General features: G+C 61.0%; 14 protein-coding genes. 10 read left to right on the top strand and 4 right to left on the bottom strand.

Annotation, left to right across the window (positions count from 1 at the left end):
• The first annotated feature begins 326 nt into the window (after window positions 1–326).
• On the top strand, window positions 327–4,928 hold the full coding sequence (gene gltB / locus C6W55_RS17955) for a glutamate synthase large subunit (protein ID WP_286894208.1): 4,602 nt from the start codon (window positions 327–329) through the stop codon (window positions 4,926–4,928).
• Between the two features lie 68 nt (window positions 4,929–4,996).
• Here gltB and C6W55_RS17950 read toward each other — a convergent pair whose 3' ends face one another.
• A complete protein-coding gene (locus C6W55_RS17950; protein WP_015255945.1) occupies window positions 4,997–5,371 on the bottom strand; it encodes a helix-turn-helix domain-containing protein in 375 nt (124 codons plus the stop codon).
• Between the two features lie 397 nt (window positions 5,372–5,768).
• Between C6W55_RS17950 and C6W55_RS17945 the strand changes: the two genes are divergently transcribed.
• The 3 genes from C6W55_RS17945 (at window position 5,769) to C6W55_RS17935 (ending at window position 7,944) form a co-directional block, all read left to right on the top strand.
• Window positions 5,769–6,038 (top strand): hypothetical protein, encoded by a 270-nt coding sequence (locus tag C6W55_RS17945; protein ID WP_286894206.1) that lies wholly within the window; start codon window positions 5,769–5,771, stop codon window positions 6,036–6,038.
• Window positions 6,039–6,224: 186 nt separating this feature from the next.
• Window positions 6,225–7,172: an ABC transporter ATP-binding protein gene (locus C6W55_RS17940; RefSeq protein WP_286894204.1), complete on the top strand. Its 948-nt coding sequence runs from the start codon at window positions 6,225–6,227 to the stop codon at window positions 7,170–7,172.
• Window positions 7,165–7,944 (top strand): ABC transporter permease, encoded by a 780-nt coding sequence (locus C6W55_RS17935; protein ID WP_286894202.1) that lies wholly within the window; start codon window positions 7,165–7,167, stop codon window positions 7,942–7,944. The genes C6W55_RS17940 and C6W55_RS17935 overlap by 8 nt, the downstream gene beginning before the upstream one ends.
• Window positions 7,945–8,036: 92 nt before the next feature.
• Here C6W55_RS17935 and C6W55_RS17930 read toward each other — a convergent pair whose 3' ends face one another.
• A complete protein-coding gene (locus C6W55_RS17930) occupies window positions 8,037–9,374 on the bottom strand; it encodes a glutamate-1-semialdehyde 2,1-aminomutase (RefSeq protein WP_286894200.1) in 1,338 nt (445 codons plus the stop codon).
• Between the two features lie 122 nt (window positions 9,375–9,496).
• Entirely contained in the window at window positions 9,497–10,570 is a 1,074-nt protein-coding gene (locus C6W55_RS17925) for an LCP family protein (protein ID WP_286894198.1), read from the bottom strand.
• Between the two features lie 213 nt (window positions 10,571–10,783).
• On the opposite strand from C6W55_RS17925, the gene C6W55_RS17920 reads away from it, so the two are divergent.
• Genes C6W55_RS17920 through C6W55_RS17910 form a run of 3 tightly spaced genes read left to right on the top strand, consistent with a single transcriptional unit; the run spans window position 10,784 to window position 13,413 of the window.
• Window positions 10,784–11,821, top strand: a complete 1,038-nt coding sequence (locus C6W55_RS17920) for an ABC transporter ATP-binding protein (protein WP_286894197.1) — start codon at window positions 10,784–10,786, stop codon at window positions 11,819–11,821.
• Window positions 11,818–12,612 carry an ABC transporter permease gene (locus tag C6W55_RS17915; RefSeq protein WP_213483754.1) on the top strand — a complete coding sequence of 265 codons (795 nt, stop codon included), beginning with the start codon at window positions 11,818–11,820 and terminating at the stop codon, window positions 12,610–12,612. Before C6W55_RS17920 ends, C6W55_RS17915 begins: the two co-directional genes overlap by 4 nt.
• Before the next feature lie 9 nt (window positions 12,613–12,621).
• The gene (locus tag C6W55_RS17910; protein ID WP_286894196.1) at window positions 12,622–13,413 is read left to right on the top strand and encodes an ABC transporter permease; all 792 of its coding nucleotides are present in this window, start codon (window positions 12,622–12,624) and stop codon (window positions 13,411–13,413) included.
• A gap of 388 nt (window positions 13,414–13,801) precedes the next feature.
• Here the strand turns inward: C6W55_RS17910 and C6W55_RS17905 are convergent, their stop codons facing one another.
• Window positions 13,802–14,587, bottom strand: coding sequence for a DNA-binding response regulator (locus tag C6W55_RS17905; protein WP_286894194.1), 786 nt, complete (start codon window positions 14,585–14,587; stop codon window positions 13,802–13,804).
• A 142-nt stretch (window positions 14,588–14,729) separates the two neighbouring features.
• On the opposite strand from C6W55_RS17905, the gene bcp reads away from it, so the two are divergent.
• The 3 genes from bcp to C6W55_RS17890 all read left to right on the top strand — a co-directional run bounded on the left by bcp (window position 14,730) and on the right by C6W55_RS17890 (window position 17,498).
• On the top strand, window positions 14,730–15,239 hold the full coding sequence (bcp, locus tag C6W55_RS17900) for a thioredoxin-dependent thiol peroxidase (RefSeq protein WP_286894192.1): 510 nt from the start codon (window positions 14,730–14,732) through the stop codon (window positions 15,237–15,239).
• Window positions 15,240–15,336: 97 nt separating this feature from the next.
• Complete coding sequence (gene guaA, locus C6W55_RS17895) at window positions 15,337–16,875, top strand: glutamine-hydrolyzing GMP synthase (protein ID WP_286894191.1); 1,539 nt, start codon at window positions 15,337–15,339, stop codon at window positions 16,873–16,875.
• Between the two features lie 266 nt (window positions 16,876–17,141).
• Entirely contained in the window at window positions 17,142–17,498 is a 357-nt protein-coding gene (locus C6W55_RS17890) for a hypothetical protein (RefSeq protein WP_286894190.1), read from the top strand.
• Window positions 17,499–17,598: the final 100 nt, after the last annotated feature.

Raw genomic sequence — 17,598 nt, 5'->3', positions numbered from 1 at the left:
GAATAAGGACAAGATAAGGAATGCAAAGAAACGATTTGCATCGACAAACGAAACTTATCGCACCCATAAAAAAGTTGATGCGCCGCCGATCATCCGCGCCGCATAGGATAAGTGAATCGGTGCAAATGATCGGCGGATTAGTCCATTTTGCGGCGGGGCGACTAAGCCTATACTGTAGTTCCATGATGCAAATCGTATGGGCATCCGCCGTTCGTATTTCCGCTTTTCTTCGGCCATTACATTGTAAGTCATTTTTGGCCGGATTTGAAGCTTTGCTTGTGCCGAAACGCGGTTTGCACCATTCAAGAAGTGAGGTGGCGCTTGATATGAAAACGCGGCACGCGGGATTGCCGCCGAAGCAGGGACTGTATGATCCGCAATACGAGCGGGACGCATGCGGCATGGGCTTCGTGGCGAACATTGCCGGCATCAAGTCGAGTACCGTTATCCGCCGGGCGCTGACTGTCCTCGAGAACATGGAGCACCGCGGCGGTCAGGGCAGCGAGCCGAATACGGGGGACGGCGCGGGTATTCTGATCCAGATTCCGCACCGGTTCTTCCGCAGGGAAATGGCAGGACTGGGCGTTACGCTGCCGGATGAAGGCGATTACGCCGTCGGCATGCTGTTCCTGCCCCATGACGAAGCGCAGCGAGCGGAGCAGGAGCGGACGCTCGAGGCGATCGTCCGCGAGGAAGGGCAGGAAGTGATCGGCTGGCGCACGGTGCCGACGAACGACGAGCTGCTCGGACGCTCCGCGAAGGAAGCGAAGCCGTATGTCCGCCAGCTGTTCATCGGCCGCGGCACCGGAACGGAGGCCGGACTGCCTTTTGAACGGAAACTGTATGTCATCCGCAAGCGCGCGGAACGGGCGATCCGCTACGGAGAACTTCCGGGCGGCGACAAGTTCTACGCTGCAAGTCTGTCTTGCAGAAAGATTGTGTACAAGGGAATGCTGACGACGGAGCAGCTCAAGTCGTTTTATCCCGAGCTGATGGACGACGCGATGGAATCGGCGATCGCGCTCATCCACTCCCGTTTCAGCACGAATACGTTCCCGAGCTGGGACCGCGCGCATCCGTACCGTTATCTCATCCACAACGGCGAGATCAACACGCTGCGCGGCAATATCAACTGGATGCACGCGCGCCAGACGCTGCTCGAGTCCGAGCTGTTCGGCGGCGACATCGAGAAGATCAAGCCGGTTATCGATCCGGACGGGTCCGACACGGCGATGTTCGACAACGTGCTGGAGCTGCTCTACCTCGCCGGCCGCCCGCTGGCGCACGCGGCGATGATGATGGTGCCGGAGCCGTGGACGAAGCACGAGTCCATGAGCCCGGAGAAAAGGGCGTTCTACGAATATCACAGCACGCTGATGGAACCGTGGGACGGTCCCGCCGCGATGGCGTTCACGGACGGCACGCAGATCGGCGCGATCCTCGACCGGAACGGCCTCCGTCCGGCGCGCTACTGCGTGACGAAGGACGGCTTCATCATCCTCGCGTCCGAGACGGGCGCGCTGGAGATTCCGCAGGACGAAGTGCTGTACAAAGACCGGCTCCGTCCGGGGCGGGTGCTCCTTGTCGATACGAAGGAAGGCCGCATCATTTCCGACGAGGAAGTGAAGAAGGCGATCGCGACCGAAAAACCGTACCGCGAGTGGCTGGATGAGCATCTGATCGGACTCGACGATCTGCCGGACGCGCCCGAACTGCCGGGACCGGACAGCGAGGCGGTCCGCATCCGCCAGGCCGCCTTTGGCTACACGTACGAGGAGCTCCGCAAGGTGCTCGAGCCGATGGGAAGTACGGGGAGCGAGCCGATCGGCTCGATGGGCTACGACGCGCCGCTCGCGGTGCTGTCGGAGCGTCCGCAGCGGCTGTACAACTACTTCAAGCAGCTGTTCGCGCAGGTGACGAACCCGCCGATCGACGCCATCCGCGAGGAGATCGTCACCTCGACCGTCACGACGATCGGCTCGGAGCGCAACCTGCTGAAGCCCGAACCGGAGAGCTGCCGGCAGATCCGGCTGGAGACGCCGATTCTGTCGAACGAGGAATTCGCGAAGCTGCGCCATATCCGCCGGCCGGGGTTCAAGGCGATCACGATTCCGATCCTGTTCCCGGCGGCCGAGGGCGAAGCGGGATTGCGCGACGCGATCGACCTGATGTGCGAGGCGGCGGACCGCGTCATCGGCAAAGGGCATAATCTGATCATCCTGTCCGACCGCGGCATCGATCGCGACAACGCGGCGATCCCGGCGCTGCTGGCCGTCTCGGCGCTGCACCATCACCTGATCCGCAAGGGAACGCGGACGAAGGTCAGCCTGCTGCTCGAATCGGGCGAGCCGCGCGAAGTGCACCACTTCGCGCTGCTGCTCGGCTACGGCGTGAGCGCCGTCAACCCGTACCTCGCGTTCGAGACGCTCGCCGACATGATCCGGCGGGGCCTGCTGAAGGGCGTTGCGTACGAGAAGGCGGTGCAGAACTACATCAAGGCGGCCACGAAGGGCGTCGTCAAGATTTTGTCCAAAATGGGCATCTCGACGATCCAGTCGTACCGCGGCGCGCAAATCTTCGAGGCCGTCGGGATCGCGCAGGACGTCATCGACCGGTACTTCACCTGGACGGCGTCCCGCATCGGCGGCATCGGGCTGGAGACAATCGCCGCCGAGACGCTGAAGTGCCACGAGAAGGCGTTCAGCTCCCTGGCCGAAGCCGAAGAGGCGCTCGATTCCGGCGGCGAGTATCAGTGGCGCCGTGACGGCGAGGACCATCTGTTCAATCCGGAGACGGTCCATACGCTGCAATTCGCGACACGGACGAACGACTACAAGCTGTACAAGCGATATTCGAAACTCGTCGAGGGCGAAGAGGAGACGCACCGCACGCTCCGTTCGCTGCTCAAGTTCAGGAAGGGCAATCCGGTGCCGATCGAGGAAGTCGAGCCGGTCGAGTCGATTGTGAAGCGGTTCAAGACCGGCGCGATGTCGTACGGCTCCATCAGCAAGGAGGCGCACGAGGCGCTCGCGATCGCGATGAACCGGCTCGGCGGCAAGTCGAACACCGGCGAAGGCGGCGAAGATCCGCGGCGCTATGTGCCGGATCCGAACGGCGATTCGCGCCGCAGCGCCATCAAGCAGGTGGCATCCGGCCGCTTCGGCGTGACGAGCCACTATCTGGTGAACGCCGACGAGATCCAGATCAAGATGGCGCAGGGCGCGAAGCCGGGCGAAGGCGGCCAGCTCCCGGGACGGAAAGTGTATCCGTGGATCGCGGAGACGCGCGGTTCGACGCCGGGCGTCGGGCTCATCTCGCCGCCGCCGCACCATGACATCTACTCGATCGAGGATCTGGCCGAACTGATCCACGATCTGAAGAACGCGAACCCCCGCGCGCGCATCGGCGTGAAGCTTGTCTCCGAAGTCGGCGTCGGCACCATCGCGGCCGGCGTGGCGAAGGGACGCGCGGATGTCATCCTGATCAGCGGCTACGACGGCGGCACCGGCGCCTCGCCGGTCACGTCGATCCGCCACGCGGGGCTGCCGTGGGAGCTCGGTCTTGCGGAGACGCATCAGACACTGATGCTGAACGATCTGCGCGGCCGCGTCGTCGTCGAAGTCGACGGCAAGCTGATGACCGGCCGGGACGTCGCGATCGCGGCGCTGCTCGGCGCCGAAGAATTCGGGTTCTCGACCGCGCCGCTCGTCGTGCTCGGCTGCGTCATGATGCGCGTCTGCCATCTCGACACGTGCCCGGTCGGCATCGCGACGCAGAACCCCGAGCTGCGCAAGAAGTTCATGGGCAGCCCGGACTACGTCGTCAACTACATGCGGTTCATCGCGCAGGAGCTGCGCGAAATCATGGCCGAGCTCGGCTTCCGGACGATCGACGAGATGGTCGGCCGGGTCGACATGCTGGAGATGGACGAAGCGGTCCGCTACGGCAAGCGGAAGGGGCTGGACCTGTCGCCGCTGCTCCATCAGCCGGAGCTGCCGGCGGATGCGCCGCGCCGCAACGTGCAGGAGCAGAACCACGGCCTGGAAGAGTCGCTGGACGCGCGCCATCTCATCCCGCTGGCGCAGCCGGCGCTCGAACGGCGCGAGCCGGTCAGCGCGTCGCTGCCGATCCGCAATACGAACCGCGTCGTCGGCACGATGCTCGGCTACGAGGTGACGAGCCGGTACGGCGCGGAAGGGCTGCCGGAGGATACGATCCGGTTCCATTTCACCGGATCGGCGGGCCAAAGCTTCGGCGCGTTCCTGCCTCGCGGCATCACGCTGTCGCTGGAAGGCGATGCGAACGACTACGTCGGCAAAGGGCTGTCGGGCGGCAAGCTGATCATCGCGCCTTCGCCGAAGGCCACGTTCAAGGCGGAGGAGAACATCATCATCGGCAATACGGCGCTGTACGGCGCGACAGGCGGCGAAGCGTACATCCGCGGCATCGCCGGCGAGCGCTTCGCGGTGCGCAACAGCGGCGCGTATGCCGTCGTCGAAGGCGTGGGCGACCACGGCTGCGAATATATGACCGGCGGGCGCGTCGTCGTCCTCGGCCGGACGGGGCGGAACTTTGCGGCCGGCATGTCGGGCGGCATCGCGTACGTCTATGATGAGGACGGGGATTTCCCGGTCCGCTGCAATTTCGAAATGATCGGGCTCGAGACGCTGGATGCAGGCAGGGAAAGCGAGGAAGTGCGGGCAATGATCCGCCGCCACGCGGAACTGACGGGCAGCGAGCGGGCGAAGGAGATTCTCGCGGATTGGGACGCTTCCCGCGCGAAGTTCGTCAAGGTCATTCCGAAGGACTACAAGCGGATGCTCGAGCGGATCGAAGACATGCACAATCGCGGCCTGACCGGGGAAGCGGCGCTGATGGCCGCGTTCGAGGCGAACGCGCGCGATCTGGCCCGGGTCGGGGGAAATTGAATGACAACATGAATCATGCGCATGCCGCACAAGGACGGCATGCGCATGTTTGTTGTCAGGACGCGCGATCAATTGCCGCGCATGCTCCGCTCGGCGCGGACGAAGGCGATGAAGCGGCGCGTCTCGTCGGGCGACAGTTTGCGGCCGTCGACGGAAAGCGAGAACCGCTCCATGATCTGCTCGTCGGACAGTTCAAGGGAATCCACAAATTCACGGACATCCGGACTGAGCGGAGGATTGGGCACGTTCGTTCTACCGACCAGGTAGTCGATGGAAATATTGAACAGATCGGCAAATTTTGTCAACGTTTCGGTGTCAGGTTCCCGCCGGTTCTTCTCGTAGTGGGACAAAGCCGCCCGGGAGATGCCGATTGCCGCAGCCGTTTGTTCTTGTGTCCAGCCCCGCTCTTCGCGAAGTTTCGCAATTCGGCTACCGATGTTCATGGTCATCCTCCTATATCCGCATATCCCTGAATTTTAGCATGGAAAAGAACAAGTCATGACTGGAGTCACTTGCCGGTTGCGGCGTCATGTCTATACATAACGTAACATTTTTCTACAGGCAGTACAAGAAACTTGGCAAAACAGTTTCAGGCCATGGGACCGTCGAAATGAAGCGGCGGACGCTGACGCATCCGACAAAAGGATACAGCCGGAGCGGGATTTCGGGATTGACAGGAATCGATAAATGTCATAAATTATAAATATGAGGTTACGAAATGTATCTAAAGTTTCATTTTCGATACATATCGAAGCCAATCGAAAAAGCAGGAAGTGACGCTCCATACTGTAACGATTCAAGGGTTTTTCGAACTATTTCGCAAAGGAGTGTTGACCGACGATGGATACCGAACAATTCTACTGCGTCGGTTGCCAGGAGCTGAAGGATGCGGCAAACGGCCACCGGGTATTCCGGACGGGGTATTTCCGCCTCGTCTACCCGCTCGGATGCTGCCTGGTCTGCGGCGGCGAAGAGACTGCCCGGTCCGCCGCGGCGGAAGCCGGCCGTTCGGGTACGGTCTTCAAGCCGCTGGACACCGCGCCGCAGGCCCCGCCCGCCGCAGTACCTTCTCAAACGGGTCCATCGGCGGTCCGGCATGCCGCGTGCTGAATGCAAACGGCGGCGTCATGAAGTTCCCCCGGCTGTCACGCACGGCCGGCGGGAACTTTTTTGTTCATATGGGAATGGAGATGCAATTTTGCGACACCATGCAACTTGTGCCGGCTTGCCCCCGTTTATATATTGTAATCATTGAATATATTAACATGTACAAAGACGGGCGGTAATCGCCCGCGGATGGGGGAGGATTCGGTGTTGGATTTGCAGACGGGCGGCACGGAGCCGGTCGTGCGGCTGCTGAACGTGACGAAACGAATCGGCAATCGCACGATCATCGACAATCTGACGTTCGACGTGCCGCCGGGGGAAGTCTTCGGTTTTCTCGGCCCGAACGGTTCGGGCAAGACGACGACGATCCGGATGATGGTCGGCCTGATGCGGATGACGTCGGGCGAGATTCTGATCCGGGGCCGGAGCATCCGGACCGAATATGAAGATGCGGTGCGCCAGGTCGGCGCGATCGTCGAGAATCCGGAGCTGTACAAATTTTTGACCGGATACCAGAACCTGCTTCATTATGCGCGGATGATTCCCGGCATTTCGCGCCGGCGGATCGACGAGGTGGTTGAACTCGTCGGCCTGACCGCGCGCATACATGACAAAGTCAAAACCTATTCGCTCGGGATGCGGCAGCGGCTCGGGGTTGCGCAGGCGATTCTGCACCGGCCGGCGCTGCTCATCCTCGACGAGCCGACGAACGGCCTCGATCCGGCGGGCATCCGCGAGCTGCGGGATTACCTGCGCCATCTGGCCAAACATGAAGGCACAACCGTGTTCGTCTCGAGCCACCTGCTCTCGGAGATGGAACTGATGTGCGACCGCGTCGCCATTATCCAGGCCGGCAAATTGATCGATGTGCGGGCGATTCACGGCGGCGCGGAGAGCGGCGAGAAAGCGGAGGTTCTGTTCGAGGTCGACCGCCCCGACGCGGCTGCGGAAACGCTGGGCGGCGCCGTCCTGCGGACGGAATCCGGCGGCATCGTGGTGAGCGCCGGGCGCGAGGAAGCGGCCGACATCAACGCCCGTCTTGTCGCGGCAGGCGTGCGCGTATACGGCATCCGGACCGTGACGAAGTCGCTGGAAGATCAATTCCTCGAAGTGACGGGAGGCGGGCGCATTGGTTAATTTTCTGCGGCTCATCCAGAACGAGAACATGAAAATTTACCGGCGGATCCGCACCTGGATCATGCTGGCCATCATGCTGATCATCCCGCTCGGCATTTCCATCGGCGCCATGATGCTGGATGACAATCCGGACATGTGGTTCTTTTCCTATCTGGAAGCGGAAGTCGTGCTGTCGCTCATCACGATATTCGCCGTCATCATCGCGGCGGACAGCGTGGCGGGCGAGTTTTCGACCGGCACCATCAAGCTGCTGCTCATCCGCCCGTGGAGCCGGTCCCAAATTCTGCTGTCGAAGTACGTATCGCTGCTGCTCTTCGTGCTCTTTTTTATGGCCGTGCTCCTTGCGTTCACGTTGCTGGTCAACGGCGTGCTGATCGGAAGCAATGGCGAGTACACGTATCCGAATCAGGGATCAAGAAGCCATTTTGTCTGGTTGTCGGCTTACTATGGGCTTCAACTGATCCAGATCATCGTTACGGTGACGATGGCGTTCATGATCTCGACCGTCTTCCGGTCCGGCAGCCTGGCGATCGGCCTGTCGATTTTCCTGCTCCTGGGCGGCCAAATGATGGCGGCGCTGCTCAGCCTGATCGACAAGCCGTGGGTGGATTACATTCTGTTCATGAATTACGGACTGTCGTCATATGTCTCCGGCGGGACGCCGATTCCCGACCGGCCCTTCGGGTTTTCCCTCGCCGTCCTGGCCGGGTACTACGTGATCTTCATCGCGCTGTCCTGGTACGTCTTCCGCCGCCGCGACGTCGCGGCCTGACGCGCGATGCCTGAAATGCGAAGAAGCCTTCGGATCATCCGCCTGCTGCGGCGGTGTCCGAAGGCTTTTTGATTTGGCGCGGCATGATCGCTTTAGTCGCGTGCGCCGGCTGCGACGAGGCGGAACGATTCGTCCGCCGCTTCAATCGTCTCCTCGATGTCCGCTTCCGTATGGGCGACGGTCAGGAACCACGCCTCGAACTTCGACGGCGCCAGGCAGACGCCGCGGTCGAGCATGCGGCGGAAGAACGCGGCGAATGCCTCGCCGTCCGTGTCCTGTGCCTCGGCATAGTTCGTGACCGGATGCGCGCAGAAATGTGTCGAGAACGCGCCGCGGATCCGGTTGATCGTGAGCGGCACGCCGTGCTTCGCCGCGGATGCCGCGAGCCCGTCCGTCAGACGGGCGGCAAGCGCGTCCATCCGGTCGTAGACGCCGGGCTCGCGCAGCACGTCGAGGCAGGCGAGGCCCGCGGAGATCGAAGCGGGATTGCCGGCCATCGTGCCGGCCTGGTACGCCGGGCCGAGCGGTGCGACCTGTTCCATGATCGTCTTCCGGCCGCCGTAAGCGCCGATCGGCAGGCCGCCGCCGATGATTTTGCCGAGAGCCGTCAGATCCGGCTCGATGGCGGCGTGGTCGGGGAACGCGGCAAAGTTCTGCGCCCCGCCGTAGTGGAAGCGGAACGCGGTGATCACTTCGTCGTAGATGACGAGCGCGCCGGCGTCGCGCGCCATCCGGCACACCCCTTCGAGGAAGCCGGGCTTCGGCATGACCATGCCGAAATTGCCGACGATCGGCTCGACGAGGACGGCGGCGACGTCATCGCCCCAATGCTCGAAGGCCTGGCGCAGGCCGCCCAGATCGTTGTAAGGCACGGTGATGACCTCGTGCGCGATCGAGATCGGGATGCCGGCGCTGTCCGGAATGCCGAGCGTCGACGGGCCGGAGCCGGCGGCGACGAGCACGAGGTCGGAGTGGCCGTGGTAGCAGCCGGCGAACTTGATGATCTTCGTCCGGTTCGTGTAGGCCCGGGCGACGCGGATCGTCGTCATGACCGCTTCGGTGCCGCTGTTCACGAACCGGACCTTGTCCATGGACGGGATCGCTTCTTTCAGGCGGCGGGCCAGCTCGATCTCAAGTTCGGTCGGCGTGCCGTACAGGGTGCCGTTCTCCGCCGCCCGGGCAATCGCCTCGACGATGCGCGGATGGGCGTGTCCGGCGATGATCGGCCCGTAGGCGGCGAGATAGTCGATATAGCGGTTGCCGTCGACATCCCAGAAATAGGCGCCTTGCGCGCGCTTCATAAAGACGGGGGCGCCGCCGCCGACCGCCTTGAACGAGCGGGAGGGGCTGTTGACGCCGCCGACGATGTGCTGAAGCGCTTCTTCGTAGAGGGCGGCGGATGTCGGGCGTCTTCCGGTATTTGCGGGCATGGGGAAGTCTCCTTTCGCGTTTGCGGTCATATTTTTTCACAGGACAACCATCAAGAAAAGGGCGCCCCGGCACCGATGGCCGGAACCCCCTTCCACGTGATGAATATCGATGTGCCGGCCGGTCAGGCCGCGGGCTCTGCTTCGTCCGCGGGCTTGCTCGTGACGGGACCGGAAGGCTTGCCCGATGATTCGTCCGCATCGCCTTCGGTATCCGCGGCCGTCTCGTCGCTCGCCAGCACTTCCTGCACGTAAGCTTTCAGGGCTTCCGTGTCGCGGACCGCCAGCACCGAAGCGCCGCCCACTTTCTCGTCCTTGAGGAGCTCCATCGGCGGCACCTGCGCGGAGCCGGCGACGTGGATCTTCAGGCCGAGCTGACCGAGCTTCAGCATATCCGACACCTGCATGTTCGTCTCGATGTACGGCTGGACGCTCTCCAGAATTTGTCCCATCCGGACGACGTTCCAGGTCGACTGCAGTTTCTTCGCGACGGCTTTCAGGAACTCCCGCTGCCGTTCGGTCCGGGTGAAGTCGGACATCGCATCGTGGCGGAAACGGACGTATTGCAGCGCTTTGTCGCCGTCGAGCAGTTGGTATCCTTTCTTCAGGTGGATGTCATAGCGGTTCTTGTCCGCGTTGTCGACATAGTTCATATCTTTCTCGACTTCGAAATATACACCGCCGATGGCGTCGACCAGCGCCTTGAACCCTTCGAAATCGGCATAAGCGTAATAATGGATGTCAAGTCCGAGCAGGTTGCCGATCGTCTCCATGGCGAGATTCGGCCCGCCGAGCGTGATGGCGGTGTTGGCCCGGCCTTTGCCGTGCCCCGGAATGTCGATGTACGTGTCGCGCAGGACGGACAGCAGATGCGCCCTTTTCGTGACCGGGTCGATCGAGACGACGATCATCGAGTCGGAACGGGCGACTTCGCCTTCGGCAAGTCCGCGCGCGTCACCGCCCAGCAGCAGAATGTTGACGCGTTCCTTGCCTTCCCACTCCGGCGGCGCTTCCACCGTCTTGTCCACCACCGATTGGAAGCGGGATTCCGACTCGTCCTTCTGGAAGTTGTCCAGCGCATTGTAAATGGTAATAGCCTGATAGACGGCGTATCCGATCATAATGACCGCAACCGACAAGAGGCCGTAGAGCGTCCGGCGCAGCCATTTGTTCTTCTTTCGGGATGATCGCGGCTTCATGGCGGTTCTCTCCTTCTCCGCAAAAATCGTTCTGCACATTAACTATTGACGACACAACTCGTCGAATGGTTCCGCTCATGAAAACTTTGCAAGCTTAACTTTGCACGCTTAAAGATTATAAAATGTCACGACCTGTCTTACAAGTGCTATACTGTTGTCGGAAGATAGAGAGTCATTTCCCGGGAAATGTCGAGGGGGAAGGGAGAGGTTGCCATGCAGCCGGCGATCGAAGTGCATGAGTTGCGCAAGACGTTCAAAGTACAGCGAAACCGGGAAGGTCTTGCCGGCGCGCTGCGGGATTTGTTCCGCCGTGAATATGTGGAAGTGACGGCGGTGAAGGATATCAGTTTCACGATTCCGCAGGGAGAAATCTGCGGATACATCGGGGAGAACGGCGCAGGAAAGTCGACGACGATCAAGATGCTTGCCGGCATTCTGGTGCCGACATCCGGCACGGTTCGGGTGGCCGGTTATGTGCCCTGGCGGGAGCGCGAGCGGTTCGTCCGCAACATCGGCGTCGTGTTCGGCCAGCGCAGCCAGTTGTGGTGGGATATCGGCGTGATCGAATCGTTCCAGCTGCTGCGCAAGGTGTACCGCGTGCCGATGGCCGATTACCGGCGGCGGCTGGACGAGCTGGTCGAACGGCTGCAGCTGGGCGATCTGCTGAACCGGCCGGTGCGGAAGCTCAGCCTCGGCCAGCGGATGCGGTGCGAGCTCGTCGCATCGCTGCTGCACAATCCGTCGATTCTGTTTCTCGACGAGCCGACAATCGGGCTCGACATTGTCGTCAAGACGGAAATCCGCGAGTTTCTGATCCGGCTCAACCGCGAGCACGGCACGACGATTCTGCTGACGACGCACGATCTGCAGGATATCGAAGCGCTCTGTTCGCGGGTCATCATGCTGGACGACGGCCGGATCATTTATGACGGCGGATTGGACGAGCTCAAGACGCGCTGGAGCCGCGGGCGCGAGATCCGGCTCCAGTTCGGCGAGCAGGTAGCGCTGGAGCGGCTGGAGCGGCTGACGGCGGATCTGCCCGGCGCGAGCTGGCAGGCGGGCAGGGACATGACGGCGGTTTTGCGTGTGCCGGCCGACGTGAATCTGTCCGACGCGCTGGCCCGCGTCGTCGGCAGCGGTGTTGACATCCGCGACATCAAGTTCATGGAGACGAGTACGGACGAAATCGTGCGGGAGATTTACAAGTCGGGTTCGGCTTCGGGCGCGGAACGGCTGGTGGGCGCGACGTGACGAGCATGTACCTGGATCTGATCCGCATCCGGTTTCTGATGATGCTGGCGTACCGGGTGAATTATTACAGCGGCATCGTCATTTATGCGGTAAATATCGGCGCTTACTTCTTCTTCTGGCATGCGATCTACGGGGATCAGGAAGCGATCCGGGGATTTACGCTGGCGCAGATGACGACTTACGTGGCGGTCACCTGGATGGCGCGCGCGTTCTATTTCAACAATCTGGACCGCGAGATCGCGAACGAGGTGCGCGACGGCAGCGTCGCCATCCAGTTTATCCGGCCGTACAATTATTTGCTGGTCAAATTGTTCCAGGGGTTCGGCGAAGGGCTGTTCCGGCTGTTGCTCTTCATGACGCCGGGGCTGGTCGTCGTGTGCCTTATTTTCCCGATCGAGCTGCCCCGAGATCCGGCGGTCTGGCTGCTGTATGCGGTCATGCTGGTGTTCAGCTTCATTATCAACGCGGAGTTGAACCTGCTCACCGGGATGGGGGCGTTCTACATCGAGAACGTCGACGGGCTGCTGCGCATGAAGCGGGTGTTCATCGATCTGTTCTCCGGCGTGCTCGTGCCGATCGCGCTGTTTCCGGGCTGGCTGGCCGCCCTGTCGGAATGGCTGCCGTTCCAGGCGATCGCTTATTTGCCGAGCGCGGTGTTCACCGGGCGGAGCACGGGAGACGAGGCGCTGGCGGCGATCGGGCTGCAGGCCGCATGGGCCGTCGTGCTGATCATCCCGATCATGCTCATGTGGCGGGCGGCGCGGAAGCGGCTGTTCGTGCAGGGAGGGTGAGACGGCGTCATGTTTTACCTCGGATTGCTTTGGGAATACTTCAAGAACTACGCCAAGACGCGCCTCACGTACCGGGCCGACTTCTGGATCGAAGTGGTGTCGGATCTGGCATTCCAGGCGATCAACCTGATCGTCATCCTGATCGCGTTCCGGCATACGCCGACGCTCGGCGGATGGACGGAAGCGGAAGTCGTGTTCGTGTTCGGGTATTTCATGGTGCCGTACGGCATCTTCAGCTGCTTTTTCGACCTGTGGAATTTCAGCGAGCGGTATATCGTGAAGGGCGAGATGGACCGGGTGCTGACGCGTCCGGCGCACAATCTGTTCCAGATTCTGCTCGAGAACATGTACCCGCCGGGGCTGATCGGATCGTTCGTCGGGCTCGTGATCATGGCGGTCACGGCGGGGCAGATGGGCATGACGTTCGACTGGACGGATCTCGTCATGCTGCTCGTGCTGACGGCGGGCGCGGTGATGGTGTACTTCGGCTTGTACACGGCGCTTACCGCCATCGGGTTCTTCACCGACGCGCCGACGGGCATCCTGCCGCTCATGTTCAACCTGCAGAGCTACGGCCGGTATCCGGTCACGATTTACAACCGGACGATGCGGTTTGTTTTGACCTGGCTGCTGCCGTTCGCGTTCGTCGGCGTCTATCCGGCGTCGTATTTCCTTGAGCGCAGCGGCGCCGCCGATCTGCGGATGGCGCTGCTCACGCCGGCGGTCGGCCTCGTGTTCACGGCCATCGGGCTCGTTGTCTGGAACATCGGTGTGAAGCGTTACCGCGGGGCAGGGTCGTAGCAGGGCGGCGGCCGGTCGCGGCGTGCAGCGGTGCGAGGAGGCGTCGCTGAGCAGCCGGGGCCTCGCGGCATCGGCGATTAACGGCATTTGGTGCCGTTAATCGCCCGTCAGAGCGCGGCGGTGGGCCCAATAACGGCACGAGGTGCCGTTATTGGCGTCGCTGAGCAGTCGGGGCCTCGCGGCATCGGCGATTAACGGCATTTGGTGCCGTTAATCGCCCGTCAGAGCGCGGCGGTGGGCCCAATAACGGCACGAGGTGCCGTTATTGGCGTCGCTGAGCAGCCGGGGCCTCGCGGCATCGGCGATTAACGGCATTTGGTGCCGTTAATCGCCCGTCAGAGCACGGCAAAGAGCCAAATTACGGCACAAGGTGCCGTTAGAGGCGGCCTTATAATAGTTTCACTTTTGATCGGACAAGCTGGTAGCTGTGAAACCGACGGGTGCCATTCACCGGTTCCAGATAACCGTCGCCAGCCAACTCCCTCAACAGCTTGCGGGCGGTTTTGTCGCCGACTCCCAATAATCCCTGGATCTCTGACGGTTTGACCGGCCCCGGCGAATATGCGGCATACCGCAGGATTTCTCTTTTCATAACCGGCAATTCGACATAGGGGTCTCTGCCTCCAAACAATCGCCCCAGCAGTTGAAGAACGACCTGCTGACATTTCCGGGGATGGTTCTCGATATCATCCGCCGAGAAACGGAGCACCCGCCAGTCGTCGATGACCAGGTGGTTCTGGCGCGTCAGGTCGTCCGAGAATTTGTGCCGGTCCGCGTATCTGGCATGCGGCCCGAATCCGTCCGCTTCCAGGCATATCCGGTGGGGCATGCGAAGATACGCGAAGTCCAGAAACCGGACGCCGTCCTTGAAATCTGCAACTTCGTATTCCGCATGCAGGTGCTCGAACGAACCGACCGCAGGCCACCAGACGTTCTGGAGCAGCTTTCTTTCCAAATAGCCGTGCTCCTGCAGCCGCCTGCGCCGTTCTCCCGCACTGGCCGCAATCTGCCGCTTCATCCATGCGTCATAATGCGTTTCGAATGCCTGATCCATCAACCCGTCTCCTTTCGAAAAAAAATAACACCGCCCCTTCCGCTTCATGCGGTAAATGGGACGGTGTGCTTCACGCGCCGACCTATTTATGCCACCTGGCGACGTGACGATGTATTTCACGCGCCGTCGAGAACCATGCTACCCGGCTGCCTGGAAAAAATCAAGCGTTTGCCAATTTGTACGATTTTTGTCCGGAACGCAGCCCCGATTTTGATACAATGAATATTAAGATGTAAGAATTTCGAGGGAGGAACGCACGGTCATGGCACTGTCCATCGGAAAAAAGGTGCCCGATTTCACACTGCCTTCGGCGGACGGGGATATCCGATTGAGCGATTTTCGCGGGAAACTTGTGGTGTTGTACTTCTATCCGAAGGATATGACGCAGACCTGCACGCAGCAGGCGTGCGGATTCCGGGATGCCTACAGCGAACTGACGGCGCATGGCGCGGTCGTCATCGGCGTCAGCACGGATGAAGTCGAACGCCACATCCGGTTCCGGGACAAATACGGACTTCCTTTTCTGCTCTTGTCCGATCCGGATCACGAAGTGTGCGAGAAGTACGGCGTATGGCAGCAGAAGAAAATGTACGGACGCGAGTATATGGGCATTGTCCGTTCGACGTTCCTGATCGACGAAGAAGGCAGACTGATCCGCGAGTGGCGGAATGTGCGTTTGAAGGGCCATATCGATGCGGTTCTGCAGGCGATCCGCGAGTACAGGGAGTCGACATCAACGGAGCAAAAATCGGCCGCCGCGCCGACGGTCTGACAGCAGTTGCAGACGGTGCGCCAGGGCGGGTCAAGCACGTTGACGCCCCGAAAATCCGTTCAGTATAATTAGCGGTATGAATTGAGGGAGGCGTACCATGGACAAGCCGAATGAACTCATCGTGGTGCTCGATTTCGGGGGCCAATACAATCAACTGATTGCCCGGCGCATCCGCGATCTGGGCGTGTACAGCGAGCTGCTGCCGTACAATACGCCGGCTTCGAAGCTGCGCGAACTGAATCCGAAGGGGATCGTCTTCTCCGGCGGCCCGAACAGCGTGTATGAAGAGAACGCGCCGCTTGTCGATCCGGAAGTGTACGAACTCGGCGTGCCGATCCTCGGCATCTGCTATGGCATGCAGATGATGTCGCATCAATTGAACGGCCGGGTGGAACGGGCGGGCAAGCGCGAGTACGGCAAGGCCGAGATCGAATTCGAAGCGGATTGCCGGTTGATCAGCGGTCTCGACCGCCGGCAGACGGTGTGGATGAGCCACAGCGACAAAGTCGTCGAACTGCCGCCGGGCTTCCGCGTCGACGCCCGCACGCCGGGCGCGCCGGTCGCCGCGATGAGCCATCCGGAGAAGCGTTACTACGCCGTCCAGTTCCATCCGGAAGTACGCCACTCCGTTTACGGCAACGAGATGATCCGCAACTTCCTGTTCGAGATCTGCGGATGCGAAGGCAACTGGTCGATGACGACGTTCATCGAGGACGCGGTCCGGGAGATCCGGGAGCAGGTAGGGGACAAAAAAGTGCTCTGCGCCCTCTCCGGCGGCGTCGATTCGTCCGTTGTCGCGGTGCTGGTCCACAAGGCGATCGGCGATCAGCTCACGTGCATGTTCATTGACCACGGCCTGCTGCGCAAGGGCGAAGCGGAGAGCGTCATGGAGACGTTCGCCGGCAAGTTCGACATGAAGGTCGTGAAGATCGACGCGAGCCACCGGTTCCTGGACAAGCTGAAGGGCGTCGAAGACCCCGAGCAGAAGCGCAAAATCATCGGCAACGAGTTCATCTACGTGTTCCAGGAGGAATCCGCGAAGTTTGACGACTTCGAGTTCCTCGCCCAGGGCACGCTCTATACCGACATCATCGAAAGCGGCACCGCCACGGCGCAGACGATCAAGTCGCACCACAACGTCGGCGGTCTGCCGGAGAACATGCAATTCAAGCTCGTCGAGCCGCTCAAGACGCTGTTCAAGGATGAAGTGCGCAAAGTCGGCGAAGCGCTCGGTCTTCCCGAGGAGATCGTGTGGCGCCAGCCGTTCCCGGGTCCGGGACTCGCGATCCGTGTCCTCGGCGAAGTGACGGAGGAGAAGCTGCGCATCGTGCGCGAGTCCGATGCTATCTTGCGCGAGGAGATCGCGAATGCCGGGCTGCACCGTGAGATCTGGCAATACTTCACCGCGCTGCCGAACATGAAGAGCGTCGGCGTTATGGGCGACGCCCGCACCTATTCCTACACGGTCGGCATCCGCGCCGTCACGTCGATCGACGGCATGACGGCCGACTGGGCGCGGATCCCGTGGGACGTGCTCGAACGCATCTCGGTTCGGATCGTGAACGAAGTGGACAACGTCAACCGCGTCGTCTACGACATTACATCGAAACCGCCGGCGACAATTGAATGGGAGTAAAGCAGATGAGCCGACAGCTCCGCATATGCGGGGCTGTCTTGTTGTTTTGCCCGCGCAATCAGGGGGAAATCGACAATTTTTTCGAATTTCATGTCCAATTTGTGGCCGCAGTTACAGAAATGCGGGATGGGTCTATGGTATGATCTTACTGGTTCAAAATTTTTGAAGTAGTCATAATGGAGCGGATTTTCATGCGGTGGGTACCAACCTCAGAACTAGAAGAAGGAGACAGGCTGGGGCGTCCGCTATATACGACGGACGGCCGCTTGATTCTATCGAGCGGACAGGTGCTGACCCGGAGAATGATAAGCGGCCTGATCCGGATGAATGTCGAAGGGGCGTACATCGACAACCGGCGGCCGAACGAAGTTTCGACAAGTCCCGTCAATCAGCTGGAAGTGCTGCGAGCCATGGCGTTCGATGCCGTCCGGGGATTTTTCAATTCCGTGGCGGAGTCGGAAAGGCTGGAACCGCGGCCGATCATGCGTCTGGCGAACGATATCGTCCGGCATGTCCTCACGGAGGCGGACGGCGGGTTCCAGATGAAGGAGCACCGCGCCGAAGCCGCCTATCTGTACGCGCACAGCGTCAACGTCGTTAGAGTAAAATTAGCGTTGGGGTAAAGATTGGAAAAAGCGGACATAGAAAGAGAGCCTCTCCTTTGGTAGAGTGGAATTTGGCAAAAAAACACCCTCAAAGGAGGAGGCTCCTATGCAGCACTTT

Origin of the sequence: Thermobacillus sp. (assembly GCF_003390775.1) — a bacterium.
Taxonomy (GTDB): domain Bacteria; phylum Bacillota; class Bacilli; order Paenibacillales; family Paenibacillaceae; genus Thermobacillus; species Thermobacillus xylanilyticus.
The sequence above is the reverse complement of the archived record's forward strand: the minus strand, read 5'-3'. Positions and strand labels throughout refer to the sequence as shown.

What these genes read in the sequence shown, in the direction of transcription:
- gltB (WP_286894208.1), top strand. Translation starts at nt 327, where the DNA reads ATGAAAACGCGGCACGCGGGATTGCCGCCGAAGCAGGGACTGTATGAT.
- C6W55_RS17950 (WP_015255945.1), bottom strand. Translation starts at nt 5,371, where the DNA reads ATGAACATCGGTAGCCGAATTGCGAAACTTCGCGAAGAGCGGGGCTGG.
- C6W55_RS17945 (WP_286894206.1), top strand. Translation starts at nt 5,769, where the DNA reads ATGGATACCGAACAATTCTACTGCGTCGGTTGCCAGGAGCTGAAGGAT.
- C6W55_RS17940 (WP_286894204.1), top strand. Translation starts at nt 6,225, where the DNA reads ATGGGGGAGGATTCGGTGTTGGATTTGCAGACGGGCGGCACGGAGCCG.
- C6W55_RS17930 (WP_286894200.1), bottom strand. Translation starts at nt 9,374, where the DNA reads ATGCCCGCAAATACCGGAAGACGCCCGACATCCGCCGCCCTCTACGAA.
- C6W55_RS17925 (WP_286894198.1), bottom strand. Translation starts at nt 10,570, where the DNA reads ATGAAGCCGCGATCATCCCGAAAGAAGAACAAATGGCTGCGCCGGACG.
- C6W55_RS17920 (WP_286894197.1), top strand. Translation starts at nt 10,784, where the DNA reads ATGCAGCCGGCGATCGAAGTGCATGAGTTGCGCAAGACGTTCAAAGTA.
- C6W55_RS17910 (WP_286894196.1), top strand. Translation starts at nt 12,622, where the DNA reads ATGTTTTACCTCGGATTGCTTTGGGAATACTTCAAGAACTACGCCAAG.
- bcp (WP_286894192.1), top strand. Translation starts at nt 14,730, where the DNA reads ATGGCACTGTCCATCGGAAAAAAGGTGCCCGATTTCACACTGCCTTCG.
- guaA (WP_286894191.1), top strand. Translation starts at nt 15,337, where the DNA reads ATGGACAAGCCGAATGAACTCATCGTGGTGCTCGATTTCGGGGGCCAA.